At 52.0% G+C, this 26198-nt stretch carries 27 protein-coding genes; 16 read left to right on the top strand and 11 right to left on the bottom strand.

Features of this window, described 5'->3' with window-relative positions:
- Positions 1-10 precede the first annotated feature (10 nt).
- The 5 genes from A0W33_RS06855 to A0W33_RS06835 all read left to right on the top strand — a co-directional run bounded on the left by A0W33_RS06855 (position 11) and on the right by A0W33_RS06835 (position 4467).
- Entirely contained in the window at positions 11-1153 is a 1143-nt protein-coding gene (locus A0W33_RS06855; protein ID WP_068837467.1) for a sensor histidine kinase, read from the top strand.
- Positions 1154-1217: 64 nt separating this feature from the next.
- A complete protein-coding gene (locus tag A0W33_RS06850) occupies positions 1218-1916 on the top strand; it encodes a LytR/AlgR family response regulator transcription factor (RefSeq protein WP_068837466.1) in 699 nt (232 codons plus the stop codon).
- An 82-nt stretch (positions 1917-1998) separates the two neighbouring features.
- Complete coding sequence (locus A0W33_RS06845) at positions 1999-2934, top strand: energy transducer TonB (protein ID WP_068837465.1); 936 nt, start codon at positions 1999-2001, stop codon at positions 2932-2934.
- A gap of 122 nt (positions 2935-3056) precedes the next feature.
- Positions 3057-3848, top strand: a complete 792-nt coding sequence (locus A0W33_RS06840) for a sterol desaturase family protein (RefSeq protein ID WP_068837464.1) — start codon at positions 3057-3059, stop codon at positions 3846-3848.
- Positions 3849-3993: 145 nt separating this feature from the next.
- A complete protein-coding gene (locus tag A0W33_RS06835; RefSeq protein ID WP_068837463.1) occupies positions 3994-4467 on the top strand; it encodes a YybH family protein in 474 nt (157 codons plus the stop codon).
- A 64-nt stretch (positions 4468-4531) separates the two neighbouring features.
- Here the strand turns inward: A0W33_RS06835 and A0W33_RS06830 are convergent, their stop codons facing one another.
- Positions 4532-5932 (bottom strand): mechanosensitive ion channel family protein, encoded by a 1401-nt coding sequence (locus tag A0W33_RS06830; RefSeq protein ID WP_082815149.1) that lies wholly within the window; start codon positions 5930-5932, stop codon positions 4532-4534.
- 292 nt (positions 5933-6224) lie between these two features.
- Between A0W33_RS06830 and A0W33_RS06825 the strand changes: the two genes are divergently transcribed.
- A complete protein-coding gene (locus tag A0W33_RS06825) occupies positions 6225-6752 on the top strand; it encodes a DUF2911 domain-containing protein (RefSeq protein WP_068837462.1) in 528 nt (175 codons plus the stop codon).
- 99 nt (positions 6753-6851) lie between these two features.
- Here the strand turns inward: A0W33_RS06825 and A0W33_RS06820 are convergent, their stop codons facing one another.
- The gene (locus A0W33_RS06820; RefSeq protein WP_068837461.1) at positions 6852-7811 is read right to left on the bottom strand and encodes a glutamate--tRNA ligase family protein; all 960 of its coding nucleotides are present in this window, start codon (positions 7809-7811) and stop codon (positions 6852-6854) included.
- A gap of 201 nt (positions 7812-8012) precedes the next feature.
- Between A0W33_RS06820 and A0W33_RS06815 the strand changes: the two genes are divergently transcribed.
- Positions 8013-8984 (top strand): sterol desaturase family protein, encoded by a 972-nt coding sequence (locus tag A0W33_RS06815; RefSeq protein ID WP_068837460.1) that lies wholly within the window; start codon positions 8013-8015, stop codon positions 8982-8984.
- A gap of 242 nt (positions 8985-9226) precedes the next feature.
- Positions 9227-10033 carry an SDR family NAD(P)-dependent oxidoreductase gene (locus A0W33_RS06810; protein ID WP_068837459.1) on the top strand — a complete coding sequence of 269 codons (807 nt, stop codon included), beginning with the start codon at positions 9227-9229 and terminating at the stop codon, positions 10031-10033.
- A gap of 82 nt (positions 10034-10115) precedes the next feature.
- Here the strand turns inward: A0W33_RS06810 and A0W33_RS06805 are convergent, their stop codons facing one another.
- The 4 genes from A0W33_RS06805 to A0W33_RS06785 all read right to left on the bottom strand — a co-directional run bounded on the left by A0W33_RS06805 (position 10116) and on the right by A0W33_RS06785 (position 13343).
- The gene (locus tag A0W33_RS06805) at positions 10116-10553 is read right to left on the bottom strand and encodes a hypothetical protein (protein WP_068837458.1); all 438 of its coding nucleotides are present in this window, start codon (positions 10551-10553) and stop codon (positions 10116-10118) included.
- Positions 10554-10627: 74 nt separating this feature from the next.
- The gene (locus tag A0W33_RS06800; RefSeq protein ID WP_068837457.1) at positions 10628-11194 is read right to left on the bottom strand and encodes a hypothetical protein; all 567 of its coding nucleotides are present in this window, start codon (positions 11192-11194) and stop codon (positions 10628-10630) included.
- A 559-nt stretch (positions 11195-11753) separates the two neighbouring features.
- Complete coding sequence (locus A0W33_RS06790) at positions 11754-12524, bottom strand: hypothetical protein (RefSeq protein WP_068837455.1); 771 nt, start codon at positions 12522-12524, stop codon at positions 11754-11756.
- Positions 12525-12788: 264 nt separating this feature from the next.
- Entirely contained in the window at positions 12789-13343 is a 555-nt protein-coding gene (locus A0W33_RS06785; protein ID WP_068837454.1) for a lipocalin family protein, read from the bottom strand.
- A 476-nt stretch (positions 13344-13819) separates the two neighbouring features.
- Here A0W33_RS06785 and A0W33_RS06780 point away from each other — a divergent pair, with 476 nt between their 5' ends.
- The 4 genes from A0W33_RS06780 (at position 13820) to A0W33_RS06765 (ending at position 18530) form a co-directional block, all read left to right on the top strand.
- Positions 13820-14317, top strand: a complete 498-nt coding sequence (locus A0W33_RS06780) for a YajQ family cyclic di-GMP-binding protein (protein WP_068837453.1) — start codon at positions 13820-13822, stop codon at positions 14315-14317.
- Positions 14318-14427: 110 nt separating this feature from the next.
- Positions 14428-15219, top strand: a complete 792-nt coding sequence (locus A0W33_RS06775) for a TerC family protein (protein WP_068837452.1) — start codon at positions 14428-14430, stop codon at positions 15217-15219.
- 258 nt (positions 15220-15477) lie between these two features.
- Entirely contained in the window at positions 15478-17802 is a 2325-nt protein-coding gene (locus A0W33_RS06770; protein WP_068837451.1) for a M20/M25/M40 family metallo-hydrolase, read from the top strand.
- A 176-nt stretch (positions 17803-17978) separates the two neighbouring features.
- A complete protein-coding gene (locus A0W33_RS06765) occupies positions 17979-18530 on the top strand; it encodes a DUF4142 domain-containing protein (protein ID WP_068837450.1) in 552 nt (183 codons plus the stop codon).
- Positions 18531-18635: 105 nt separating this feature from the next.
- Here the strand turns inward: A0W33_RS06765 and A0W33_RS06760 are convergent, their stop codons facing one another.
- The 4 genes from A0W33_RS06760 to A0W33_RS06745 all read right to left on the bottom strand — a co-directional run bounded on the left by A0W33_RS06760 (position 18636) and on the right by A0W33_RS06745 (position 21429).
- Complete coding sequence (locus A0W33_RS06760; protein WP_068837449.1) at positions 18636-19286, bottom strand: hypothetical protein; 651 nt, start codon at positions 19284-19286, stop codon at positions 18636-18638.
- Between the two features lie 121 nt (positions 19287-19407).
- Positions 19408-19593 (bottom strand): hypothetical protein, encoded by a 186-nt coding sequence (locus A0W33_RS21145; RefSeq protein ID WP_068837448.1) that lies wholly within the window; start codon positions 19591-19593, stop codon positions 19408-19410.
- Positions 19594-19774: 181 nt separating this feature from the next.
- Entirely contained in the window at positions 19775-20785 is a 1011-nt protein-coding gene (locus A0W33_RS06750; RefSeq protein WP_068837447.1) for a dipeptidase, read from the bottom strand.
- An 83-nt stretch (positions 20786-20868) separates the two neighbouring features.
- Positions 20869-21429: a DUF4864 domain-containing protein gene (locus tag A0W33_RS06745; RefSeq protein ID WP_068837446.1), complete on the bottom strand. Its 561-nt coding sequence runs from the start codon at positions 21427-21429 to the stop codon at positions 20869-20871.
- A gap of 138 nt (positions 21430-21567) precedes the next feature.
- On the opposite strand from A0W33_RS06745, the gene A0W33_RS06740 reads away from it, so the two are divergent.
- From A0W33_RS06740 to A0W33_RS06725, 3 genes are all read left to right on the top strand, one after another.
- Entirely contained in the window at positions 21568-22359 is a 792-nt protein-coding gene (locus tag A0W33_RS06740) for a phosphatase PAP2 family protein (protein ID WP_068837445.1), read from the top strand.
- Positions 22360-22395: 36 nt separating this feature from the next.
- Positions 22396-23658 carry a zinc dependent phospholipase C family protein gene (locus tag A0W33_RS06735; protein WP_244888623.1) on the top strand — a complete coding sequence of 421 codons (1263 nt, stop codon included), beginning with the start codon at positions 22396-22398 and terminating at the stop codon, positions 23656-23658.
- Between the two features lie 228 nt (positions 23659-23886).
- Positions 23887-24426, top strand: coding sequence for a hypothetical protein (locus A0W33_RS06725; protein WP_139237154.1), 540 nt, complete (start codon positions 23887-23889; stop codon positions 24424-24426).
- A gap of 81 nt (positions 24427-24507) precedes the next feature.
- Here the strand turns inward: A0W33_RS06725 and msrA are convergent, their stop codons facing one another.
- On the bottom strand, positions 24508-25008 hold the full coding sequence (gene msrA, locus A0W33_RS06720; protein ID WP_244888622.1) for a peptide-methionine (S)-S-oxide reductase MsrA: 501 nt from the start codon (positions 25006-25008) through the stop codon (positions 24508-24510).
- A 97-nt stretch (positions 25009-25105) separates the two neighbouring features.
- Here msrA and A0W33_RS06715 point away from each other — a divergent pair, with 97 nt between their 5' ends.
- Complete coding sequence (locus A0W33_RS06715) at positions 25106-26194, top strand: DUF3616 domain-containing protein (protein ID WP_082815147.1); 1089 nt, start codon at positions 25106-25108, stop codon at positions 26192-26194.
- Positions 26195-26198: the final 4 nt, after the last annotated feature.

Here is a 26198-nt window from a genome sequence, read left to right as displayed (position 1 = left end):
ATTTGAGATCATGAAAAAAATATCCTACCTGGCAAAGTATGCCGAGCTGATCCTGCACCTGGGTTTCTGGGTTATACTTATCGGCTTCCTTTTAGCAAACTTTTGGGCTGATAGAGCCTTTGAAATTCCGTATCAGATGGAGCCCTCTGACTTTGAAGAAATTATACTTATGGAAGCCCACTCCCGGCAGATGGAGCTCTGGAACAGCTTGTTTCTGATCGTGTTTAAAGCCGCCTTCTTTTATGTGAACGTGTACCTGATCTTCCCGAGGTACAAAAACGCTGTTAACAAGTGGAGGTACCTGTTGCCGCTGGGCATGAGCTTTGGTTGGTGCTTTATGGCGGAGGTGCTGCTGTATACTTTAACTGAAAACAACTTCCTGCTTTCTGGGTATGATGAGTTTGACTGGAGCTTAGATTACAATGTGTTAACCGATGGAGTGCTCGCTTTTCTGTTGGTGCTGGCGGCTTCGTTTGCTTATTGGGCAACCAAGGAGTGGCTGCAGCACAAGGAGGGGCTACAGAAGTTGGATGTAACCACAGCCGAACTGGCCCTGCTGAAAAACCAGGTGAACCCGCACTTCCTGTTCAACACGCTCAACAACCTGTTCTCGATGGCTATTGAGAAGAATGCGGATGAGTTGGCGCAAAGCATAGCACAGCTCACACAGCTCATGCGTTACTCTATCTACGAAAGCCACGTGCCCTATATCGAGCTGTACCGCGAGGTGGAGTACATCGAAAATTACATCAAGCTCCAGAAGCTGCGTTTTTCCGGAGATGAAGACATCACCATTCAGTTTGATGTGGAGGGAGATACCCAGCAAGTGCGGATATCCCCTATGTTGCTGATCAATTTTGTGGAAAACGCATTTAAGCACGGGGTAAGCCTGAAGCAGCAGTCCTATATCCTGATAGACCTAAGAACAACTGAAAGCGAGCTCTACTTTACAGTAGAAAATACAATTCATCGGCAAAACAAGACAGCATCGGTAGCGCATGCAGGTTTTGGCCAGGAGCACGTTAAAAAGCTGCTGCAGTTGCAGTACCCAAACCGCCATACCCTCACGATTACCGAAGAAGGAAATGTCTATAAATCAACGTTGCGGCTGCAGTTGCAGAAGACCCAGGTAGCTGTAACAGCGCTGCAGTAGCAGGGGCAGCTTGCCCGCTGCTCCTGATGCAGAACGATGTTTTAAAGTATAACGCCACAAACAAATGAAATGCATTGCCATAGATGATGAACCCAAAGCCCTGTCGGTGATAGCGCATTATGCGCAAAAGGTGCCTTCCTTGCAGTTGGTGCAAACGTTCAGAAGCAGTATAGATGCCCTGGAGTACCTTACCAGCGAGCAGGTGGATTTCATTTTCCTGGACATCAACATGCCCGACCTAACCGGCATTGAGTTTCTGAGGGCACTGCCACAGCCACCCATGGTTATCTTCACGACTGCCTATTCTGAATATGCCGTAGAAAGCTATGACTGGGACACGGTTGGCTATCTGCTAAAGCCCATCGATTTTCAGAAGTTTCTGAAGGCTGTAAACAAGGCGGCTATGGCACTTAAGCTAAGAGGCAAACCCACAACAGATACGGCGGCAAGCAGTGCCGAATTTATACGTGTGAAAAGCGGCATTCAAACATACCAGCTCAAACTGGATGATATTTTGTACTTAGAAGCCTCCGGCAACTACGTCACATTCGTGACAAGCGGCAAAAAGATTACCACCCTCAGCAGCCTTACAGAGCTACAGAAGCAGCTACCGACCAGCCGGTTCCTGAGAGTCCACAAGTCATTTATGGTATCGCTGCCGCACGTGGAGGTGTTCGAAAGTTACCAGGTGCGCATCGCAGGCACTGAAGTGCCTGTCGGCCGAACCTTTCGTGAGGCTTTACTAGAGGTGTTTAAGCAGTAGGTGCAGCCTGCCATTAATGTTGAGAAAGTGTATAAAGGTATTGGTTGCCTGCGGTTGCAGCCACGCATAAAAACCTATCATCATGAAACAGCTAAAACAAACGTTGCTCCTGCTATGCTTTCTGCTGGCAGGGAATCTTGCCTGTGCCCAGGTAAATTCAGCGCTGGTCGCTAAACTTAGGCGCATAGCCGAGGCCGACCAGAAGTATAGAGGAGCTGTGGTAGAACGTGCCGCCGCTGCACATGGCTGGCGTTCAAAAGAGGTGCAGGAAATTTGGGCGAAGCAGGCAAGTATAGATCAAGCTAATTTAGTTGAAATCGAAAACATCATATTGAAGTATGGCTATCCAGGTAAGACTGCAGTAGGAGAGCAGTTAAGCTCAACCGCCTTTCTGATAATACAGCACAGTTCACAAGAGGTACAGGAGAAGTACCTGCCGCTTTTAACGCAAGCTGCCGGGAAAGGAGAGTTGCAGTGGTCATCACTCGCCTTGCTGATAGACCGGGTAAAAGTTGGGCGCGGAGAGCCGCAAACCTATGGCTCACAGCTAGCAGAGGATGATGCAGGTGTTAAGCTGTATCCTATCGAGGACGAGCACAATGTAAACAAAAGGCGGGCACAGGTTGGTTTGCCGCCGCTTGAAGATTACCTCAGGCATTGGGAAATCAAGTATAAACTGCCCACCGCTGCAGCCAATCCTAACCCGCCTGATTTTTATGCACAACGCAGCAGTGCCGCCGAGGTAAAGCGGCATGCCGCTGTTAAGGTGATCGGAGGAGAAGAGAAGCTGTATCAGCAGCTGAAGTATCCTGCCCAGGCTCGGGCCAACCATGTCAAAGGCAAGGTACTGGTGGAGTTTGTGATTGATGCCGCTGGCAACGTGAAAGATGCTTTTGTGGTGCAGGGGCTGGGGCACGGCTGCGATGAGGAGGCCTTACGCATTATAAAACAGGCTAAGTTTACAAACAGCACAGGTCACGACCATCCAAGAAGAATGAGGGTGCCTTGCGGAGAGTAGCTACAGGAGCAACTAAATGATAATGCTTTGCCAGGCAACTATTCTACGGTAGAAATGTGTTTCTAGAACGATCTCTGCCATTTAGGAGCTATTCTGAACCTGTTTTTCTAAAAATAAATATCATGGCGATTAGTCAATTTGGGTGGTTTTATTTGCTGCTGACGCTGCGCTACGTGGTGATAGCGGGGCTGGCCTTTTTGCTGTTTTATACGTTGATGCCTAAAAAGTTTGCCCGGCGCAAGATACAGGCCCTGTTCCCGAAGCGGCAGGATTACGTGCGGGAGGTAAGCCACTCCTTCTTCACCTTTCTCATATTCGCGGCGGTAGGCGTTCTGCTTGCCTCGGATGCGGTGCTGCCCCACACGCAGATTTACACAGAGGTAGCTGAGTATGGCTGGCCATACTTTATCGTGAGCGTGCTGCTGGCGCTGGTGGTGCACGATACCTATTTCTACTGGACGCACCGCCTGATGCATCATCCCAAACTGTTTAAGCTGTTTCACCTCACCCACCATAAATCAACCAACCCGTCGCCGTGGGCGGCCTTTGCCTTTAGCCCGTTGGAGGCGGTGGTAGAGGCAAGCGTTATACTTGTCATCGCTTTCCTGCTCCCGATTCACCCGCTGGCCATTGCGCTATTCCTGCTACTGATGACGGTGTACAACGTGTACGGGCACCTGGGCTATGAAATTTACCCGAAATGGCTGGTCAGCAGCAGCGTGGGCAAATGGCTGAACACCTCCACCAACCACAACATGCACCACAAGTACTTTAAAGGCAACTATGGCCTGTACTTCAGGTTTTGGGATGAATGGCTGCACACCACGCACCCGAACTACGATAAAACGCTGGCGAAGCTGGTGGACCCACAAAAGGTACAGGCGGTGCAGCAGGCGCAAGTTGTTGAATTGTGACACAGCAGCCCGAAGGCAAATCTATACTTTGCAGCAGCATAAGGAGGAGGGGACGAGAGACAGTTGAAATATCAGTTGCGATAAGTATGAATAAATCTTCATATTTGCTGCAAAGATTCATGTTCCTGTAACCAATTCTCTCAAAATGAAACGCTTGAATGCCATCAACCGCGGCGCCATACTTGCCGCTGCACTCTTATTCTTAGGCTGTAATCAGTCTGATACATCAACCGCAGCAGAAACTACCGTAGCAGAACAAGCTGACTTCGCCCGGGTAGTTCCGACACTGCAGGGCATCACCAAAGACTGGAATAGCGGCAACCTGGACCAGTTCCTGACCGTGTATGACAGCGCCGCCACCTTTATGCTGCCAAGTGGGCCGGTTGGAGTAAAGGAGATGAAAGGCTACTACCAGGAGGCGTTCACCACGGACGGCACGCCTACCTCCACGCTACGCTTCGACAGCCTGCAAGTACAGCCGCTAGGGCAGCAGCATGCCTTGGTTACAGGCCGCTATGTCCTCACTGCCCAAGACTCCACGCAGCAAAGCGGCCGTTATACGCTGGTAATGGAAAACACCGATGGAGGCTGGAAAATCCTGCATGATCACTCCAACTAAGCTTTTGATGTTTGAAGTATAGCCGGAAGCGACGCTGAACTCAGCTCCGCTTCCGGTTAATTTGTTATACATCGCCATCGTCCCTGAACCTACCCTCCACGGGCACGCCGTCCGGGTTGATGAACTGTACCTGCTGCCTTGGGTAAACAGGTATGATCTTCTCGAGGTATTCGGGCTTGTTCACTTCCTCAATAATGCGCAGCGTTAGTTCGCTTTTCCATTTCCTGCGCTCGCGGGCGCCCACCAGGTAGCGGATGATGACATTCGTCCAGGAGTCGTCGAGCGAGATGTAGACCTGGGGCTTGTCGTGTACCTTGTCTTCCAGGCCGGCCCGCTTTAGCAGCAGCTCATACTTGTGCGCGGGATCTACCATGTAGTTGCCCAGCAGGTTTTCGGCTACGGTGGCCAGTGTTTTGATGGTAAGCGGAATGTCGGATTCGTTGGCTACGGCAACCGTCAGCTCGTCCCATACATAGGGGAAATCGCCGGTGAAGTTGGTGACGGTGCCGGTGAGGATCTCGTTGTTCGGGAACGTAACCATGCGGCCCGTTGGCTGCTCTGCCTGCACAAAGCCCGGCTGGTAAGGCCCGCCAATCTCCCACACCGTGGTGGTCAGGAAGTCGATGCGGTACACATCGCCGAAAACCTCGCCTACCTTCACGCGGTCGCCCACGCGGTAGTAGCCCTGAAAAGAATTGAGCAGCCAGCCGGTAAAGCTCTCGATCGGCGTTTGCAGCGACCACGACAGGGCCAGGCCGATCAAACCCAGTGAGCCAACCAGCGCCCGGATGTCGCCGGCCACCACACTGATGGCCACCCCGATGGCCAGCAGCCACACCGCAATGGACAGCAGCGAGATAATGGCACTCGATTTTTGCCAGCTGCCCACCGTGCGTTGCAGCACCAGTTTAAGCAGTTTCACGAACAGCCACGCCAGAATCAGAGTGCCGAGGGCGATAAGAATTTTGGGCAGGTTGTACAGAAAGCTTCTCCAAAGCCCTTGCAGCGCCCCGATGGCCTCCCCGGCAGATGCCTTGCTGGCCTGAGAAATGCTGGTGGTGTCATTTGCCGCTGCCATACTGTCTTCTGCTGCAAAGGCCGCGGAATCTTCCAGCGCGAGGGAGTCTTCCTGAAGCTCGGTTAGTTGCGCCTCGCCGCCGTCCTGCGCCAGCCCTGCCTCGCTGGGGGCAAACAGCAGCATGATGAACCCCGTAATGGCGACTGCCAGGATAGAGGCCTGCCGGAAATTCTTGAGCCGGTTCTCGGCGCCTTTCACCGCCGAGCCTGGGGTTCTGCGCTTTCGGGTACGGCTGACAACGCGTTTTCGCGTCTGCAGCCCCCTGTTGTCGTTATAGGTGCCGCGTTGCCCCTGCCCCCGGATGCCTTCGCCGGAAGTGCCGCCCTGCACCCGCTTGCGTGTGGTTGATGATGTTCGTCTGGTTCTTCGGTTGTTAAGGGACGGCATAGGCAAAACTCTTAATTTAAGCGCAACTGCCTTGTTTAACGTGCAGGTGTGAAAGGATGTTAATCAGGAGAAATAAATGAAGGCTGCGGCCAGGGCATATTCCTGCGTCTGAAAGTACTTCTTACGCCCATACCTGCGTTAAAGAGAGATGGGAACAAGCGGTCGTTCCACCACCGGAAATTAAATACCGCTACGCCGTGAGTCGGGAGCAAGGATTTTTCGTAAAGCCCATAACAACAGCGATTAATACGTGAGTTTTATATAACTTTAAATAAACCAAACCCTCAAAACTATGAAAAGAGTAACCGTTTTAAATTCATTCGTACTGCTGCTCCTCGGCGTGTTCCTGTCAGTGAGTGCTTATGCCCAAGACGCCAAACCGAAAGCAAGCCCACCTGCCACGACAACCGGCAAAGTGGGTGATGCCACCGTAACCGTGAACTACAGCAGCCCCAGCGTAAAAGGCCGCGAGGTTTGGGGAGGCCTGGTGCCTTACGGCAAAGTATGGCGGGCCGGTGCCAACGAGGCGACAACCGTAACGGTAGACAAGCCGGTGCTGGTGGAAGGAAAGCAGCTGCCAGCCGGCACCTACAGCTTCTACGCCATTCCGGGCGAGGAGGAGTGGACCGTCATCTTCAACAAAACAGCCAAGCAGTGGGGCACCCAGTACGACGAGAAGCAGGATGCGCTGCGGGTACAGGTGAAGCCGGTAAAATCAGCTACCATGAACGAGCGCCTCAAGTATGATGTAACCGATAAAGGCCTCGTGCTGCAGTGGGAGAACCTGGAAGTGCCGGTTGCCATCACGGCGCGTAAATAAGCATAGAACAGCAAAGCAAAAGCGGCAGCCATACTTCAGTGGCTGCCGCTTTTGCTTTATACTTGTTTAGGTTGATGCTGAACCAGAGAAAGCGGTTGCCTAATTATACCCGCTCACCTGCAGGCCATACTTGGTGGGCAGTGGCAAATTCTCCAGCCGGAATTTATCCAGAAAGCTTCGGGCATCCACAATCCCAAATTCCTCCCACCCCAGGGTTGCCGCCAGTACCTGCCAGAAAACCTTGCTGCTAAGGCCGCTCCGGCGCATCTGCGCTATCGAGAGCGAGTCATGCGATTTGGAGAGTTTGCCGCCCCCGGCATCGGCCACCACCGGGTGGTGCAGGAAAGCTATACTTGTAAAACCATCTGCACCCAGTTGCCGCGCCAAAAACAACTGCGCCGCGGTGGAGGCCAGCAGGTCAGCTCCCCGGACAATCAAATTAATACCCATTTCCAGGTCGTCTGCCAGCGAGGCTATTTGGTAGGCGGGCAATCCCTCTTTGCGGCGCACTACGAAATCCGGTACCTGCGCGGCCAGCGGCACCCGGCACTCCTGTTGCAGCAGGTCGCTGAAAACTATCTCAGTGTCAGGTGGTACCTGTATGCGCCAGGCCGTGTCGGGGAGGTAAAGCGGCAGGCGCTCCTGCTGGCACGCGTGCCTGCCATCAGCTCCAGCTGGCAGGGAGGCCAACTGCTTGCGGGAACAAGGGCAGGCGTATACCACGCCTTTGGCCACCAGCTGCCCCAGTAGGTGCTCGTAAGCGGGCAGGCGCAGGTGCTGGGAGTAGTGCTGCAGGAAATCACCGGCATCGGCCGGGCCTTCATCGTAATCCAGCCCCATAAAGTGCAGCGTGTCGAAAATGTCTTGCAGGTACTCGGGTCGGAAGCGGGCGTTGTCCAGGTCGTCGATGCGGAGGATGACGGTGCCGTGCCGCTGCCGGGCCAGTGCCCATGTTACCGCAAACGAGAGGGCGTTGCCCAGGTGCAGGTAACCGCTGGGTGTGGGGGCAAGACGTGTTCGCACCTGTGTCTGCTGTGTTATGTTTTGCTGCCGCCGCATGTGCCTGTAAGGTTTTTTGCAGGACGAAAGATACTACATACGTGCCAGTTCTGCCATTTATCCACAAAAAACAGCCGCTCCCGGGAAACCCGGAGGCAGCTGCTGAAGTAGGAATTGGAAACGGTTTTAGTTAATTTAGGGAAATTACGGGAGTACCCTGCCCAACCGGGGGCTCCGCTTCTATTGACTTCTTGCGCACCCATGGAAATACTTTTTGACAACATGCCCAATCCCTTCACCTATTTCGTACCCATTTTTGCGGTATTGATTATAGTTGAAGCCTACATCAGCTACCGTGAAGACAGAGAGCTTTACAATCTAAAAGACTCCATGGCCAGCACCATGGTCGGTATAGGGGCTGCCGTACTGAACACGCTCACGAAGGCCTACCACATTACCCTGTTCTACCTGTTCTTCGAGTTGTTCGAGCCGCTCCGCGTGGAGTACCTGGGCTACGATAACCTGGGCTGGGCCTGGTGGGTGTGGGTGCTCTGCCTCATCGGCGACGACTTTAACTTCTACTGGCACCACCGCTTCTGCCATACCATACGCCTTTTCTGGGCGGCGCACCTGGTGCACCACTCCTCGAGCAAGTTTAACCTCGGTACGGCTTTCCGCAATGGCTGGACCATCTTCCTGTACAAGCCCATTTACTGGCTCTGGCTGCCTATCCTGGGGTTCAACCCGGTAATGATCGCGCTGTGCATGGCCTTTAACTCTATCTATCAGTTCTTCCTGCACTCTACGCTGGTGCCTAAAATTCCGGTATACGGGCAGATATTCAACACGCCCTGGGTACACCAGGTGCACCACGCCTGCAACATCGAGTACCTGGACCGCAACCATGGCGGCATCCTGATCATCTGGGACAGAATCTTCGGGACGTACCGCGATAAGGAAGTGGAACTGGAAACAAAATTCGGTGTGCTGCACCCACCCACCAAGCACGACCCGATCACGCTCAACTTCCACGAGTTTCAGGATATCTGGAAAGATGTGCGCAGTGTGAAATCATGGAAGGCCAAGTTTATGTACGTGTTTGGCCCTCCGGGCTGGAGCCACGACGGCAGCCGCAAAACATCAAAGCAGCTGCAGCAGGAGTGGGAAGAAAACAGGAAAGCAGCCTTCGCACAACCAGTACAGCAGCAAACTGCCGATGCACAGGTTGCCTGAAGCGACAGCAGTGTCTCCTGAAAGCCGCCAGCCTTCCTTGTTTGGGCTGGCGGCTTTTTTGTGCGCAATCTATACTTGTCTGTCGTGTGCAGGCGCTCGCCGTAGCAAGGAATCCTCCTGCTAATTTGCTGGGAGCCTTGGCGGGTTAACACAAGTGTGAACCATGGTTTGCCTGGCACACGTATGCGATACAGCATGTGGCCGCACGGGGTGGGGCAGCAGGACTACACACATACTCAACAATGGCTGAGAAGCACAAACACAAGTATACGGCGCTGGTGACCGGTGCATCCGGCGGCATTGGCATGGCACTGGCCGAGTGCTTCGCCCGCGACGGGCACAACCTGGTGCTGGTGGCACGCTCAGAGGAGAAGCTGCAACGCCTGGCACAGGAGTATGCCGCTAAATATAAAGTTTATACCAGGGTTATTGTGCAGGATCTAAGTAAGGCCGAAGGGCCGGAGAAGGTGTTCGCAGCGTTGCAACGGGATAGCCTGCTGGTAGATGTGCTGGTGAACAACGCGGGCTTCGGCAACTTCGGCGCTTTCCGGGAAACGGAGCTGCAGAAGGAGCTGAACATGATGCAGCTGAACGTGGTGTCGCTTACGCACCTGTGCAAGCTGTTTCTACGGCAGTTGCCGGTAGGGCAGCACGGCCGTATCCTGAACGTGTCGTCTACGGCAGCGTTTCCGCCAGGCCCTTACATGGCAGTGTACTACGCCAGCAAAGCCTTTGTGCAGTCGTTTACCGAGGGGCTGGCCGCCGAACTCGAAGACGAGTGCATCACCGTTACCGCCCTTTGCCCCGGCCCCACCGATACCGGTTTTAAACAAGCCGCCAACCTCGGCGGCTCCGGACTTTTCTCGAAGAAGTATGTAGCCGACGCCGAAAGTGTGGCCAAGGCAGGCTACGAGGGCATGATGGCCGGCGAGGTAGTGGTGATACCAGGCATTCAGAACAAACTCACCACCTTCTCTACCCGGTTTATGCCGCGCAGCTTCCTCCGTAGCATGGTAAAGCGTATTCAAACAAAAAGAGCGAAATCCTGACCGCCACTGCAGCAAAAGTATGGCTGTGTCTTAAAACCTTCCCGGAAACGAGCGGCAGTGCTTCTGTGGGAGAAAGCTATACTTACGGAAGGATGATAAAGCGTTCGCCCTTGCTGTCTTTCAAAACGGGCGCCTCATTCAGGTACGCCTCCTCAATGGTCAGGGAAGTGCAGCAATCGCCGGAGCGGACATCCAAGTCAAAGCTAAGCTCCAGTGGGGCATAGCCATCTATGGCAAGGGTATAGGCGCGTGTGTTTTGGCTAAGGCCAGCCTCCACGTACGTTTCTCCCAGTGGGGCGTACGCCGAAAGCGGCAAGGTAGCGGCTGGCGCACCGGGCGTGTATATGGCTATCTGGCTAAGGGCAAGCGTGCCGTTGTCCAGCAGGTTTTCGCCTTGCGCGTTTAAGACTCTGAACCGAAACGGCTCCTGGATACAGTCAACAGTTGCACAATCTTCATCGCAGCCGGACAGGGAGAACATCACAAGTAAAGATAGCAGGAACAGGAAGCGTGTTTTCATTAGTTTGACGGCTGGTATAGGTAAAGCCCGCAGCATAGCGAGGGTTAAGGCTAAATTGTGTTGGCTGTAGTTTCCTACTTCTTAATTTGATGAGCCGTATAGGTATTACCCAAGGAAGATATTAACTCATAAATTTCAGGATGCGATTCCTTGCTCGGAGAATGTGCGTAAGAAACATAAGCCACGCCCTTAGAATCTGTTACCGTTATTTGATATATTGTTCCGTCCAGGATAATTCGATTGTCCTTATGTTCTGTTGCCTGCTTTTTTAGTCTTTCCCTGTTGTTGAAAAACTTGTCAGCTATTTCCAAAACTTGATTTTCTGGATTAATTTTTATTGAATCAACTTCATATGCCAAGGATTTTCTATAAAGGGAAAGCATTTCATCTTTCATGTCTTTATCGTTACTCTTCATTATAGCAACAATCCTCAAACTATCCTGCTCACTTAACGGGAGTAACTCTTTCTTTTGGTTTTTGACTATTAATAAATTCCTGGTGTCGCTTCTCAATAACTCCATCTCCTGATATTCTTGCTTGATAGAGGTTCTCTCACTAATGGATATTTTATAAGTCTTCATTTCTTGAGACAGTGTAGGCAAGATGAAGAAGAGTGAAAGAACAGCGATTAATGTTTTCATTAGATTTTTTATTGTAGCCAACGTGCTCGTGTAGACAGTGTGCGAGGCGTTAGCCGATGAACTCATTTGCTCAAACGTAATGTCACCTCCTCTTCTGGCACTACTGCTATATCCACTAGGAGTTGGTTATTTTATTCAAAAAAGTACTTAGTCCATAACCCAAAATGATAGCCGGACTTTGCTATCTCCACTAATACTAGTATAGCAAATTTATCTTCAAATGATGCTTTTAATATGCTCGCAAAGGACTTCAGTTCGGACCTGTCCTTACAAACCAAAGTTGATGTGTTCGATAAAGCTTTTAGATGGCTCTTTAAGTCAAGGGTGTACTTATTATTGATTAACTTATTACAGATTTTGACAAAGCTTCTCTCTTCAGTATCCTTTATCAGCTTGTATAACTGGATTATTGCGATAAATTTTAGCTGGTACCAATGATGCTGGATAAATCCATGTCTCTTAATCTTATCCACAACTCTAACTCTTCAAGACTAATTTGGTTATCCCTCATTCTTTATTTTTATCAAACCCAACGTTTAGTATAAAAATAGTGGTGAATTTACTGCCATAAGCTTTTCAACTTTGACCAAAGGCGTAATGATGTTTTGCTTTTCAAATCCGCAGTATCACCACCATCATTTTTATACATTGTTGTAGGGCGGTTTTCTTCTTTTAAAATTTTCAGGTTACTATCCTCAACTGACCAGCCTGTTTTATCATCCCTTTCGACTTCCGTCCAAACGGTTGACTTTTTTTCTTCTTCCGTTCGTAAATCTTCATATTCATGATGGCCCATTTCATCAGTATTTCCTGATAAAATGATCTTGCCATCTTCAATCCAGGTTATTGCTCTTTCGATGTCAGACTGTAACTGTGGATAGAAGCTTTCGATCAATTCTTTCTTTTCTATTTCTGTCATTTCTTCCCATGTTTCAGCTTTATACTTGCTGGGCGGGACTTCAACAGTCAAGCCATAACCTAACCCCAAGTCATTCAGAAAATCATATCCCTTACAATACAGGTCGTAGAGTTGCCTAAGTATATTTGGTAGTCTTTTGTCTTTATCTTTGGCGGCATATAGGAGATTGAGCATTTTCCATTTCTCGTATTCTCCAAGGTCGATATAATTGTCCGTAAGCAGATTTACAAGTTCATACTTTGCACCGCTCTTTTTGTAGTTGAAAGAAAGCAGCTCAAGGTATTCGTCATCCGACAAAATGGATTCTATTTCCTTGTCTGTATATACCCAGGACTCAAATTCACTTAAGGCGACACTTCCAAATATTGTGTCGTAGAATCTTTGTTCTATATGCCTTGGAAGCTTTCTCATATTTTAAATGGCCTACAACTACTGTATAAACGAAAACATACGCTTATCTGTAATATATGCGAAGGTATGCGATGCCTTGGTCGCAGTTGCTGTATGCTTCCACAAAGTATAGATTGCAAGCTTTATATGCTATTACCTAAATGTTAAATTTAGCAGGATCTATAGGTTATTAAGAAAGTGGCGCTTAAAGGGGTTTGTGAAAGGGTGCAAGTATAGGCAGGTAAAAATTTGTCTGTACTTGCACCGCAAAGAAGCAGCAAGGCATTAGCTTGCAAAGCAACTTTGGTCTGTTTTAATCAATTTCTCTACCGGGAAATCTTTTTTTGCAGCCAGCTGCACATAGCGCTCATACACATCTTCGCTTAGCTGGGGCGTGCGCGACAGGATCCAGAGGCTCTTGCGGTCGGGCGTTCCCACCAGGGCATATTTATAATCAGAGGCAAGCTCCAGAATCCAGTAGTCGCCTTTAAAAGGCCAGAAGAACTGCACTTTCAGTTTGCTGTTGTGGCTGCCTTCAACCGGAAAAGCCTTGCCTGTGGCAATGTCCAGCTTTCCGTCGGGCCCTCCTTCGCGGCAGGCGTTGCGCACCTCCACATAGCCATCGGGGTGCTGGCTGTACTCGGCATACACGCAATGGCAGCCCTTCTCGAAGCGCTGCGGCAGCCGCGCTATCTCATACCAACGGCCTTCATACTGCTCTAAATCCACTTCAGGCACGGTTTCGAGGGGCGCATAGGCTTGTTTGCGGCTGTTAAGGAAGAGAGTGCCTGCCAAGGCGGCAGCGCCGGCACCGATCCAAAGTTTTGTGTTCTTTTTCATAGCTTGAAGTAATTAAGGTTTGTTACAGCTGCTTGGCCATGCGGTAGTGCTGAATGGAGCCAAACAGGACGTCGGTTTTCGCTATTACCTCATACCCGTTTCGGCGGTAAAAGTTAACGGCCTTCTCGCGGGCCTGCAGCGTCTGGTAGCGCAGGCGGTCATATTTTAAAAGTCCTGGGGGCAGGTTCTATCAACTTCATGGCCCGCTTTTATCCCTCGAACACAAGATAAAGGACGCAGACTGCTTGTGATAGGCTATAGCGGCAATTTGCAAAACATGGCAGGTTTGAACCCGTACCCGCGCAAGCGTTTGCTTGTGCCAAGGGAATGGTGATCATTACAAGTATACATCCTGCCTCCTGCTGCCCCTAAGCAGTGTCTTTTCCGGCGATAGCGGTAATGTGGTGCTTAAAAAATAACTTTGTGGGCAAAAGCCCTGTAAAATCTAACGCTGAACTTAAAAAAACACTTCTCTTATGGCATCTTTCGACATTGTAAGCAAAGTTGATCCGCAAACCATGGACAACGCCGTGAATGTGGCCCGCAAGGAAATTATGAACCGCTATGACTTCCGCGACACCAAAGGCACACTGGAGTTCGATAAAAAAATTAACATGGTGCACATCAGCATGGAAAATGACATGCGCCTGCAGCACACCGAAGACGTGCTCATCGGTAAAATGGTGAAGCAGGACCTGGATGCCACCGCCCTCGATTTTTCGAAGGACGCCTACCAGTCGGGTGCCATGGTAAAAAAGGACATCAAAGTAAAAGCCGGCATCGACAAGGAAACATCCAAGAAAATAATGAAGCTGATAAAGGACAGCAAGCTGAAAGTGTCGGCGGCCATGATGGACGAGACAATCCGGGTAACGGCAAAGAAGATCGACGACCTGCAGGGCGTGATCGCGCTGCTGCGCGGCAACTCCGAAGACATTGGCATGCCGCTGCAGTATGTGAACATGAAGTCATAGAGAATAGGCGGAGCAGGTGTGTTTTCAAATTTCGCGCAACGCTACTGTGTCACAATCAGTATCTAACAGCTACATTTGCGCCCTATACTTATGCTAACTAAAATAAACCTATGGATTTAGAAATTTTCGCTAATCCGGATACCTGGATAAGCCTGCTGACGCTGACCTTTATGGAGGTAGTGCTGGGCATTGACAACATTGTATTCATCTCGATTATCGTGGCCCGGCTGCCGCAGGAGCAACAAGGCAAAGGCCGTACCATTGGTCTGATGCTGGCCCTTGTTTTCCGCGTGATCCTGCTGCTTTTCATCAGCTTTATTGTGCAGGCAAAGGAGCCGATCTTCACCATTAACCTGCCGTTTACGGCCAACGAGCTGGCTGTGTCGTGGCGTGATATTATCCTGTTTGCCGGTGGTCTGTTCCTGCTGGCTAAGAGTACTACCGAGATACACAACAAGCTGGAAGGGGAGGAGGAAAGCCACAACGTGAGCAAAGCCACTACTACGCTAGGGAAGATACTGATTCAGATTATCCTGATCGACATCGTTTTCTCCTTCGACTCTATCCTGACAGCCGTGGGCCTAGTAGACGAGGTGATCATCATGATTGTGGCCGTCGTTATTTCGATGGGCATCATGCTGGCCTTTGCCAAGGTGATCAGTGATTTTGTGAACAACCGCCCAACCGTTAAAATGCTGGCGCTTTCGTTCCTGCTTTTGATCGGGGTGATGCTGGTGGCCGAGGCCTTCCATGTGGAGATACCGAAAGGCTACATCTACTTTGCCATGTTCTTCTCGCTGATGGTAGAAATGCTCAACTCTAAACTGCGCAAGAAAACAGATCCGGTGCACCTGCGCCAGAGCCAGATTGTGGACGGCGAAAAGTATTCCGCTGTCGACTAATAAATTTATCTCTTTCGAAAAAGGCTTCCGGTGCAATTGTGCCGGAAGCCTTTTTTATTTACGCCTGGTTGCTGCCTCTTTTGCCCCTAACTCCTTATTGTCGATGACTTGAGCGATAGCAGTTGTTTACTGCTATCGCTCAAGTCATCGACAATAAGGTAAACACATTAATTTAGGTCTTGTGTCTTACATCTTGATACTTGTGTCCTTTTACTTATATTAGGATAAGTAAGTATAGACACACCCTAACCAAGACCCATGCAGTACCGCAACCGAGCCATTGCTGCTTTCCTTTTCCTGGCCATTACCGGCCTGGCCCTCCTTAGTTTATACTTGCTGGCGCCGCCCAAGCCCGTTCCTGCCACAGCGCCTGCCACGGTTTTTTCGGCTGAGCGGGCCATGCAGCACGTGCGGCAGGTGGCGCAGGAGCCACACCCCATGGGCACCAAAGCCCATGCCAACGTGCGCGACTACCTGCTGCAGCAGATGCAGGAGCTGGGCCTGAACCCGCAGGTGCAGGATACGACTGCGGCAGAAGTATACGGCGGGGCAGGCATGGTGGGGCACGTGTACAACCTGGTGGGCAGGCTGCTAGGGAACGGCAACAGTAGCAAGGCCATCCTGCTCATGGCCCATTACGACTCACAGCCCAACGCCCTGGGAGCCGGCGACGATGGGGCAGGCGTTGCCGCCATACTTGAAACGGTGCGCGCCCTGAAACAGGAAGCGCCGCTGGACCACGACGTAATCGTGCTGCTAACCGATGGTGAAGAGTTTGGCCTGTACGGCGCCAGGGCCTTTCTGAAGCACCCCTGGGCACAGGAGGTGGGGCTGGTGATGAACCTGGAGGGGCGCGGCAACGATGGCCCAAGTATGACGTTCGAGATGAGCCCCGAAAACGGATGGGTGGCCCGGCAATATGCTGAGGCAGCGCCGCATCCCTTTTTCAGCTCGCTGGCCTACGAGATCTACAGCCGCATGCCCAACGATACCGATTTTACAGTGTACCGGGAAGCAGGCTTTTCTGGGCTGAACTCGGCATTTATCGGTGGCTTTGTGCATTACCACAAAGCCACCGACGCGCCTGAAAACTTAAGCCAGCGCAGCCTGCAGCACCACGGCACCAACCTGCTGGAACTTACCCGCCACTTCGGCCATACTTCGCTGGAGGCTACCAAGGCCCCGGATGCCGTTTTCTTTAACTTGCTGGGCGATTGGGTGATTACGTACAGCGCCGGCCTGAACATAGTATGGGTAGTGATAACGGCACTTCTGCTGGTCATCACGCTGGTCGTGGCCTTCCGGAAACAAGCCATCACGGCAAAGCAACTTATATTTGGCTTCCTACTGTACTTACTGCTGCTGATCGTTGTAGTGGCGCTTTTTTACCCGATCAATGAGCTGGTGTGGCGTCTGCTGCCGCTGTCGCACCGCGGCAACGGCGTGTACAGTGCCGGTAATTTCTTTGTGGCTTACGTACTGCTGGCGCTGGGGCTTTTCCTGCTGCTCACGCGGCTGGTGCTGCGCTGGCTGGGCCTGTTCTCGCTTGTGCTGGGCGTGTGTATACTTCAGTTTATACTTATGATGACGGTTTACCTGCTGGCCCCAAATGCTGCCTACCTGTTCATCTTCCCGCTGCTGTTTAGCCTGTGCGGCGTGCTGGTAGTCATATGGCTGGGGCTTGATAGAAAGCCAAAGGTAGGGCTGCCGTTTGCACTGGTGCTGCTGCTGGCAAGTATACCGGCCATTTTTCTGATGATGCCGATCATACAGGTAGTTTTTACCGCCTTTGCGCTGCAGCTGCCTTACAGCATGGTGGCCTTGCTGCTGCTGCTAGCTGGCCTGCTGCTGCCCCTGTTAGTGGTGGTGGAGCGCAGCCTTTGCTGGAAAAACTTACCGCTGCTGCCAGTAGTGCTGGTGCTGGCAGGGGCTATCCAGGTGGTGCGCGCCGTAGCAGGCGAAATGCCCACCGCGGAACGCCCGCTGCACAGCCACGTCAGCTACTACCTCAACGCAGACACCAACAAAGCCTACTGGGCCTCGGCCTACACCACCACCGACGACTGGAACAGTCAGTTTTTCCCTGAACCGACCCAGGCGCCACTAAGCGGGTTTTATCCCTACTCTGGCAGGACGTACCTGCAAAGCAGCGCCGAGGCAGTAGCCCTGCCTGCCCCTGTGGCAGAAGTGGTGCAGGATTCCACGGCAAACGGAGAGCGCCTGCTGCGCCTTCGGCTGAAAGCGCAGCGCCCAGATGCCATCCACCTGGAGACGCTGTTGGAGCTGCCGAATCCGGATGAGCTGCTTGGCGCAACACTGGCCGGAGAGCCGCTGGAGCTGAAGCCGCTGCCTACCGCCGATAGTGCACAAGTATACCTGATGCGCCTGCACGGTTTGCCGCCTTCCAAGGAAGTAGAACTGCTGTTGCGCCTGAAGCAGAACGCACCGCTCACCCTGCACCTTTCCGACCAAAGCATGCACCTGCCGGCGCAGCTGGTAAAGAGGCCAAAGCCGCCGCACGTTATCGCCGAGCAGGGCCGCGACAGCAACCTGACTGTGGTGCGGAAAAGCTACCGTTTCTGATGTGGTATAGTAGCCTGGTCAGGGAGATTTATAATTTGTCGGGAATCTTTATTTGAGCGGAACCCGGGGAGGGTGGCGCATAGTATAGGATAGAAGTACATGGCTACATCCGGTTCTGGGAAACAGCAGAAGCGGTTATTGGCCTTTGCCGAACAACCTATACCCGCATCCACCTTATGCTCTTAGATAGAATTATCGCTTTTACCCTTGGTACTATTTTTCTGCTTGTGCTGGCCTGCGATGGGCCTGCTGCCGAAAAAAGCGAAGCTATAGCTGAAACCCGTACCCGCACTCTCCTAAACGACCCGGCCTTCTGGGACTATGCCGCCAGCAGCAACATGCTGCAGGTGCAGGTGTCGGAGTTGGCGGTGGAAAAAGCTACCAATGCACGTACGAGGGAATTTGCCCAAAATGTAACCACTTATCATGCTGATGCCTTAAAGCAACTGGAAAACCTGGTGGCTGGCCACGACAACATTCGATTGCCTGATAGCCTCGGCGGCGCAGACCAGGGGCTGCTGCAGGACATGGCCTTGCTGGAAGGGGAGGCGTTTGATTTGCGCTACCGCGAGTTCGTGCTCAGCACACACCACGCTCAGCTAAACAGGTATGAGGAAGCCCTCGTGAAAGCGGATGACCAGAAAACCCGGGAGTGGATCATCAACCTGCGCGAACACCTGCGTGAAAAGATCAACCAGATTTCCGAGCCTGACTCAGCGGCTCTATAAGTATAAAACAAGTATAGGAAAAGGAAACCAGAACGCGTGAACCACTCAGCCAGGATAGCTGGCAGCAATACATCACTTTATACTTGTAAGGGGGGATTTACGGAGTTACTTCCAGAGTTCAGAGGCTTTGCGCGCCATCCGGAAAAAAAGCTCCCGCTCCAGACCTGACAGCTGCCGGGCCTCCACTTCGCTGTAGCCGTTTTCCACCGCGTTCAGGTAGTCGTAATACAGCTGCGCCAGTTCCAGGGAATCATCCTCAAAGCACTCGGTAAGGGCAGACTGCGACAGTTGCTCCGGCTCAAACACTTTGGAGGGATACAGCTTGTCGAGTTGGTAGATAAGGTATTTCTGGCGGGTTTTGTTGGGCTTGCCTCCAAATAGCTGCTCTATCGGCAGGTCTTCGTCATACTCCTCAAAATCATCTTCGAGCGCGAGCGGCTCATATATGATCAGGTCGTGGCCTGTTAGCTCCAGGTACTCGTCGAAGTCTTCTTTGATGGGGATGAGGGTGGGAGCATCGTAAGGCTTGTCCAGGACCTCTGCCAGGTGCAGGGCGATCTCTTTGCCTTTTTCTCCGGCAGCAATCAAAATCAGGTTAAACTGTGTGAAGTCGCAGCCCAGGTACACAAACTTGTACTCTTCATCGAGCACGGTAAAGCACCACAGCGTAATAAAGTCAGTATCATCAATCACCACCGTATCGATGTACAACTCGTTTATCTGTATATAGTGTGGGTTGTATTCCTGAGCGTCCATGGCTATACGGCTTAAAAAAATTTGTTTTGCTGCTTCTGGGCACAGCACGGGCACTATTTTTGGATATACGGAGTTTTTCCGCACATGGCAATCAATCTATATATTATTTTTTGCCAATGATTTAGTCATCGTTGCGATTCACGTAGTAGAGGATGCCTCCCAGAAGCGTTATGCCGATGCGGATTGCCCAACTTGCCGTTTCGCCGTATTGATTTAACCAATTGAGAATGAAAAGGTTCGCTCCGGTAAGTCCCAGTATAAGTGAAACAAGACCAGCCAAAAAAAGAAACAACCCGATAAATTTCATCTTTAAATATTTTTAGTGAAAGAAGACAAGCATAGCAGCCGAACTACCTGGTAAGCGCATTTGCAAAGTATACTTCACTCTAAATATATAAATAAAATATTAAAAACCAGCGCTTGTCAGGAAAATGGAAAATGCGAAATAATGGGTGTTAAACACTGGTTTTTTGGAAACCCGGATCGCCTTAACTCCAGATGCGCGCTATAAAATTCTGGGCGTTTTGGTAGGCGAGCTTTTTGAGTTGCTCCGGTGTTAGCTGCTCCTGCAGGCGTTGTAGCAAATGGCTGTAACTGGTGCCGGCCTGCTCGTGCTCCTTAAAGTAAAAGGGGAAGCGGCTCTGGTCCTGCTCATCGGCAAAGTAGAAGTAGTCGGCACCAAAGCAAAGCGCATCCTCTGCGCCCTTGCCCAGCCCGTACTGTATGTGGTGCAGCAGCGCATCAGGGTCCTCTGTGTTCACAAACTTGCGCAGGAAGTTCATTCCGATCAGGCCCTTCCGGCGGATGATCTCCTGTGTTATTTCATCGGGCAGGTTACGTTCGTGGTTCCACACAGGGCGGAAATTGGAGTGGCTGGCGATGATAGGAATGGCAAGGCGCTCCCGGTCGATGTGGTTCAGGATATCCGTGGCCAGGGCATCGCTGGTATGCGACATGTCCACGGCAATGTTGCGGCCGTGCAGGTAATCGAGCAGCATTTTGCCGTCGCGCGTGATGCCCTTGGTAGAGTTATTGCCGCCGCCAAAGCGGTTTTCAGCATGGTGGGTAAAGCTAATGTACAGCACGCGGCCACAGATCTCTATTATCTTCTCCAGTCGTTTAAACCCATCCTCCAGCGGCTCCAGTTGCTCGCATAGGCCGGAGGCATTCTCTATGGCCACCACCATGCCCGTGCCCTGCGGCTGCTGCATGGTTTGCTCAAGTAGCGGTTTATCGGTAACAGCGGTAAAGCAATTGTCCCTGTCGGCGAGCTGCCTGAACATGTCGCGCTGCAGTTCGGCGTAACGGGTGCTGCCAAGGCCGGTGGGGGAATAAATGGCCATTACCTGCAACTTCACGTTCCCTTCGGTTAAAGCGGGCGCAGCGCAGCCAATCTCCTCTACTTTATTTATGTCTGATTCAGGTACATCGGCCAGGTACACGAGCAGGTCGCAGTGCATGTCGATGATGGGGAGGCGTGGGGCTGTAAGTTGGCTCATAAAGTCTGATCTGGTTTATGAACCTAAGATACGGCAAAAATGAAGTAGAAGCTCGTGCGTGTTGCTGCGGGAAAGCGAATTGATTAGATAACCTTCGTGTCCCGGGTCTGGTCCATGCGTGCGATCCCCTCCGTCATCCAACAGTCTTTGTAAGCACCCTTACGCTGTTTGGCAAGTATAAACATAAATGCTTCCTGCTGCCCGTCGTGTGCCTCGAGCACCACCAACTGGTAGGCTGTTTTACCTGAAATAACCAACTGTCCTTTTTTGTAACTTTTAAAGTTAAGCATAGGACGGTAGGAAGGGTCGCGCACCATCAGGCGAAAGTGTTCGAGCGGGCCCAGGTGCATCCTGTTCAAGGGCGATGAAAAATTGAACACCGTGATCACGCCGCTGTCGGCCCTGTCGTTTTGCTGCAGCGCACGCAGCTGTATATTTATTACCTGCTCTGCCGAAAGTGCTTTATCCGGTTTTATATACGTCCATTTGGAAGCATAACTGCTTTCTGCACCAGAGGAGGTATATGTAATGTAGTTTAGGTTGTCGGGGTTAGGAATAGCCGGGAAGTTAAACCAGAACAGCACCAACAGCAGCAGGCCAATGGCCAGCATAATCTTATCGAACACGTTGTCTTGCTTCTTCATAGTATTATGTACTTTATTTAGAAGCGGTTTGTTGTGAATCGGCCGTTTTTTGGGGTAAAGGCATGCGCAGGTGTCGCCAATATCCAAAAAAGGAAAACAAAGCCAGTTGTGCCCGTATAGCCAAAGCAGCATTAAGCCATGAAAAACATTGTCGTACATAGGGTCCGAAGCGCCACCAGTTGGGTCTTGAGCCAGCCGGCCGTGGGGCGGTTCCGGGAGAATCACCCGAAGGTCACGGCTTTTCTGGCCAACCGGTTTAACACAAAGCTTTTTGTGGGGCTGCCGCTTACGCTGGTCATCGTGGCGCTGGTCATCAACATGATGCTGCTCACTAACCTGACAGAGAGTGTGATGGAGTCGGAGTGGGTGGTGGTGGTGGATGAGCAGTTCACAAGTTTTCTATACAATATGCGGCAGGAATGGCTAAGCAAGCTGCTGTATGCCGTCACCACGCTGGGCGACCAGATCGCGGTGTTCATTATTGGCGGTGTTGTGTCGGCGGTTTTGCTGGCCCGGAAAAAGTGGGTGGCGCTGTTTGCCTTCTGGCTTCCGCTGGCTGGTACGGGGCTCTCGGTCCGGTACGGCAAAACCTTCATCAGCCGGGAGCGCCCCGCCGATGTGGCCTACTATGCAGTAGAGCATTTCTCTTTCCCCAGCGGCCACTCTACCACGGCCATTGTGCTGTTCGGGATGATCGCCTTCTTGCTTTACCGCCATTTTCATAAACCATGGCTGCGGAAGCTGTCGGTCGCACTGGCCGTAATCCTGACACTGCTGGTGTGCTTTAGCCGGATTTACCTGGGGGTGCATTACCTGTCTGATGTGCTGGCCGGCTTGCTGCTGGGCGGGGCCTGGCTGCTGGTGGGCATCAGTGTGATGGAGGTGCTGCTGTACCGCAGGCGGCGGCGGTGGCGGAGAACCAACATTTAATAGCCCTTATTTTCTATATAATCGTATAGCATTTTTATGATGTCTATACGGAGAACCCACCGCTGGCTTACCTGCTTCTTTTTGCTGGCGCTATACCTGTTGCCTCTAAAGCAAGCGAAAGCCTACGGGGTACTAACACACCAGGCAGTGGTAGACGCGGCCTGGGACAAAGACCTGGTGCCGCTGCTGCTGCACCGATTTCCGGAGGCAACGGAGGAGCAGTTGCAGCAGGCGCACGCCTACGCCTACGGCGGCTCCATCATCCAGGACATGGGTTACTTCCCTTTCGGCAACACCTTCTTCACCGACCTTACCCACTATGTGCGCAGCGGCGATTTCGTGGAGAACCTGATCGGCGCCTCCCTGACCCTGGATGAATATGCCTTTGCCCTTGGTGCGCTGGCGCATTACAACGCCGACATCCACGGCCACCCCATCGGCACGAACGAGGCCGTAGCGATGGTGTACCCCAAAGTAAAAGAGGAGTTCGGAAGCCCGGTTACGTACGCCGATGATCCGGTGTCGCATGTGAAGATGGAGTTTGGGTTTGATGTGCTGCAGGTAGCGCAGGGAAACTACGCTCCGGAGGCCTACAAGAAGTTTATCGGGTTTGAGGTGGCGCCGGAGGTGCTGGAAAAGGCTTTCGTTAAAACCTATGGGCTGGAATTGAAAGATGTTTTCACCAGCTTGCCCATGGCTGTGGGCTCTTACCGCTATACTATAAAAAACATTCTGCCCGAACTTACCAAGGCCGCTTGGAAGGCAAAGCAGAAGGACATAAATGCTGCGCGCCCGGGCGCCACGCAGCGCGAGTTCCAGTTCCGGATGAGCCGCGCCAGCTACCACCAGCAGTGGGGCAACTGCTATGAGAAGCCGCATATCTTTGCGCGGGCGACGGCTTATATCATGAAGGTGCTGCCTAAATTAGGCCCCTTGAAGCCACTGGCTTTTGTGCCGCCCACGCCCGAGGCTGAGGAAGTGTTTATGCAAAGCTTTAACACCACGGTAAGGGAATACACACACATGCTGCAGCAGCTGCGCAGCGGCAAAGCCAGGTCCCTGCCGAACCTGCAACTAGACACCGGCAAGCCCACAGTACCCGGAGCGTACGCACCCGCCGACGAGGCATATGCCAAGCTGCTAGAGGAGCTGGGCAAGACAGACTTTAAGCGGGTGGCACCTGATCTTCAAAAAAATATTTTGCACTTTTTCGGAAGCGCCAAGGCAACCGAAATGGAGGCAGATGAGCAGGAGGAGCATGCAGCGGCATTGGCACGCTTAAAGGCACTGCACCAATAGGATGCCGCCTTTTGTGTTTATACTTTGCCGTAGTAAAACCTCTGATAATAGCTGCTGCACTATATTGATATAGTTTGTTTTAAAGCCAGACTGTTTGTAGAAATACGGGCGCAAGCGCAACCATATGGGCAAAATAAACGATAAATATAAGTAGCACCATGCCCTGCGTGCCCAAGAAGGTGCAGGAGCAGACAAAGCTGAAAAATTGTATAATTTAAAATAAACACTATGGAAACGAACCAGAATAATAGACCAGGATCACAGACACAATCAAACGCAAATACTTCGTCGCAGAGCAACAACTCGGGCAGCAGCTCGCCAAGCAGCTCATCTTCATCTAACGCATCAAACTCCAATTCTTCTACTCCAGGCATGTCAGGTTCAGGCAGCACTACTTCGGGTAGCAGCAACAGCCAGAACATGCAGGGCCGCAGCAACCAGCAGGCAACTAGCGGCAAAGGTGGTATGAAGGACCTTCAGGACAAACTGATGCAGTTGGGTACTACAGCCGCTACCAAAGTTAACGGACTCACTACCACACAGAAGGTTATTGGTGGCTCGTTACTAGCGTTGGGTGCAGGCTGGTTAGCCATGAACTCAAACAACAAGAATCAGATGAAGAATAAGTTGGGTTCTGCCGCCGCGAAAGCGCAGAAGAAAATGAATAAACTGAACAAGAAGCAGAAAAACTCAGGTTCGCCTAGCGGAAGCTACGCAGACAGCACAAGCGGAATCAGCTCAGCGAGCACAAACGCACGTGTAAAGTAATCAGGCATAATAGCCGATAAACTGAAAGCCGGGCTTTAAGGTCCGGCTTTTTTGTGGCTTATACTTTTTATAACTGAATTCTTACACGCGGCAGGTGGCCATTCCCCGCTTTACGAGGTACTGCTGGTGGTATTCTTCGGCGGGGTAAAAGGTGTCAGCCGGCGAAATCTTGGTCACGATTTCGCGACGGCTGAACTCGGGCGACTGCTGCCAGTTCTCCTTGGTGGTTTCGGCCATCACGCGCTGCTCATCGGAGTGGAAAAAAATAACAGACCGGTACTGTGAGCCTACATCCGTACCCTGGCGGTTCAGCTGCGTTGGGTCGTGTGCCCGCCAGAAAACCTGCAGCAACTGGTCGTAGTTCAGTTTTGCAGGATCATACACCACCTGCACCACCTCGGCATGGCCCGTGCGGCCTGTGCAGACATCCTGGTAGGTAGGGTCCGGCTGGTGCCCGCCCATATAGCCCACCGTTGTATCCAAAACACCCTCCACGTTGCGAAACGTCACCTCTATACCCCAAAAGCAGCCAGCGCCAAAGGTTGCTTTCTCGGTTTTGTGTTTTTTTTCGGATTCCATCATTGTAAATTTAAATTGCTCTTGCCGCCCTACCCGGTTACGCTGGGCACGTAGTAGCACCATACGTTAGAGTGCGGAACATAACCTATAATACAGCACTATGAAAGACAAAGTTATACTTCAATTCGACCCTGAACTGGGGCGCGGTGCCGAAGGCAAGCATGTGCGCAACGGCCTTTCCACCGCTTTCCACAGTGGCGATAATATCTGGCTGAGCTGTGATGAGCGCACCACTGTCGAGCGGCTGACGCTGCAACCGGACGGCTCCTTCGGCAAGCACAAGTCCTTTGACCTGCACGAGTACCTGGACCTGCCCGCCAAGGACAACAGCGAGATTGATATTGAGGGAATGGGCATGGCCGACAACTACCTGTGGCTTATCGGCTCCCACAGCCTGAAGCGCAGCAAGCCCAAACGCCACGACTCTATTGAGAAGCAGATAAAGCGCCTGGCAAAGGTAAAAAACGATCCGAACCGCCACCTGCTCGCGCGCATTCCTATCCTGAAAGATGCGGAATCTGGTGACTATACTTTGCATAAGGAAACCGATGACCCGGACCAGCCGGGGCGCAAGCTTCGCGCAGCCCAGCTGCACGGAAGTAAAACCAGTAGCATCCTCACCGAAATGCTGCAGGACGACGCGCACATCGCCCCGTTTATGAGCATCCCCGGCAAGGACAACGGCTTTGACATCGAGGGCCTGGCCATACATGGCAATCGCATCTTTATCGGGTTGCGCGGACCGGTGCTGCGGGGCTGGGCCATGGTGCTGGAGGTAGAGCCCGAGGAAGACGAAAAAGGAATGCTGCACCTGAAACAGCTGGCAAACGACAAGCCTTACCGCAAGCACTTCCTGAACATCCGGGGCAAGGGCATTCGGGAGCTGCGCTTTTTTGGGGAGGACATGTACCTGCTGGCTGGGCCCACCATGGATCTGGACGGTGTGATTGCCATCTACCGCTGGCGCGGTGCCCTTAGCAGGGAGCAGGAGCAGCTGCTGCACCACAACCAACTGGAGCGGCTGTGCGAGGTGCCCCACGGCACCGGCGGCAACACCGGAAAGGACAAAGCCGAGGGCCTTGCCATTCTGGATGATAAGCGCGTGCTGGTAGTGTTCGACAGCCCCACCGACGACCGGTTAGTTGGGGAAGATGGCGTGGAGGCCGACGTGCTGCGGGTGGTGGAGTAACCGT

Source organism: Pontibacter akesuensis, from assembly GCF_001611675.1.
Lineage (GTDB): Bacteria > Bacteroidota > Bacteroidia > Cytophagales > Hymenobacteraceae > Pontibacter > Pontibacter akesuensis.
The sequence above is the reverse complement of the archived record's forward strand: the minus strand, read 5'-3'. Positions and strand labels throughout refer to the sequence as shown.